The organism is Bianquea renquensis, from assembly GCF_014384895.1.
Taxonomy (GTDB): domain Bacteria; phylum Bacillota; class Clostridia; order Lachnospirales; family Bianqueaceae; genus Bianquea; species Bianquea renquensis.
In genome coordinates this window covers 1-1589 of record NZ_JACRSQ010000081.1, presented here as the reverse complement: position 1 = coordinate 1589, position 1589 = coordinate 1, and the positions used below count along the sequence as shown (strand labels likewise).

Here is a 1589-nt window from a genome sequence, read left to right as displayed (position 1 = left end):
AGCACATAAATCAGCACAAACACCACCGCCAGTGCAAACAGGAGAAGCGGCCAGTAGGAACCGATGAAGCTGGCGACCACGCCCAGCGTTTCACTGTGGAACACCACCTTGCCCACCACATTGACCGCAGGGACGGGCTGGCTGTCCGGCTGGGCATTCATAATCCCCTGCGTCTGGAAAGCGCGCTGGCCCGTGTTCTCGTAATTTTCGATAATCCCCACAATCCGATGGGTGACGGAGGTGGTCTGGTTTGCCATGTAGGTGATGTCGTCCCCGATTTGCAGGGTTTCAGGGTCTACTTGCTGGGCAATCACCAGCGAACCTTTGGGTATCTCACTCTGCATGGATTCGGTGAGGACAATCATGCCGGAATATCCCGCAAGGCTTTTCGGCGCGCCGTCGCTGGTAGTGCGGACAAACAGGGCGGCGATAATCAACAGGAGCAGCAGTCCGTAAAAAACAACCTCTCCGATGATTTTTCCTGCCCGGCCCTTTTTCGGCCTGGATTTTGCGCTGTGCTTTGGTTTCGCTTTCTGCCCCGCGGGTTTTTCCTTCGCCTCCGGCTTGTCCGGCATGGGCGTGCTCAAGGGGAGTGGGGGAGCGCTGCCCTCATCTTTTGCGATGTTCTTCCTCTGCTCTTCCGCTAGAATCAAGTCCACTATCCGCTCTTTCTGTCGGGTTAGTTCTTGATCCTGCTTTTGGATTTGTTCCTGCAACAGATCCACTTTCACCGCCAAATTGCGATAGGCCCGAATCAATATATCAATTCGGGAATCCTCCTGCGGCGGCGGAGGATTTTCTTTTATGCTCTGTTCCTGTTCGTCCCTCATAGTCATTTCCTTAGTGCCTGCTCTATGGCTTGTCCCGTTTACAGCAGAAGAATTATTCTGTTGTAACTGCTCAACCAGCAAAACGAAAAAAGCTCTTCAAAATCGACCGGAAAGTATGAAAAAGGCGCAGCATAGTAACCTTTTCAACATTTTGCGATGAGAAGGTTTCTTTGCTGCACCCTAAACGCAATATTGTATTGACTTTTGCGCCGGATTATGATAGATTTTATATGTATAAATACGTTTATTTTTTTACCGATATGTTATCTCTACAACAGAATAATTCTTCCGTTATCAAAGCAAACCGGCGTTTATATGGCGCTGGTATTTTTTTGTCCTTTTTTCAGATGACGAGCCGCATGGTTTCCATTTTGCGCCGGTGCTCGGCTCCCGTGGTAATGATATAGATCCTTGTGGTGTTGATGTTGCTGTGGCCGAGAATATCCGCCAGCTTCGCCACGTCGTGGTCGATGCTGTAAAAGCACCGGGCGAACAGGTGCCGGAGCGAATGCGGAAACACTTTTGAAGGCGCAACGTTTGCCCGTTCGCACAGAGCTTTCATTTCCCGCCAGATGTTGCTGCGGTTCATGGGCTTGCCCGTTCGCGTTACAAACACCGACCCGCTTTGGATTTTCTGGCCTTGAATATACCGCCGCAGCTTCTTTTGCAGGGCGGCGGGTAAAAAGACCGTTCTTGTTTTTCCCTTGCAGGTCACAATGGCTTCGCCCTGTGAAACAGCCTCCACGGTAATAAATTGCA

General features: G+C 50.7%; 2 protein-coding genes. Both read right to left on the bottom strand.

What is annotated here, in order from left to right:
* Nucleotides 1–830: signal peptidase I (locus H8730_RS17265; RefSeq protein WP_249290290.1), on the bottom strand; the 830-nt coding region annotated here is incomplete at its 3' end.
* A 343-nt stretch (nt 831–1173) separates the two neighbouring features.
* A partial coding sequence (locus tag H8730_RS17260; RefSeq protein ID WP_249290289.1) for a tyrosine-type recombinase/integrase occupies nt 1174–1589 on the bottom strand: 416 nt, incomplete at its 5' end.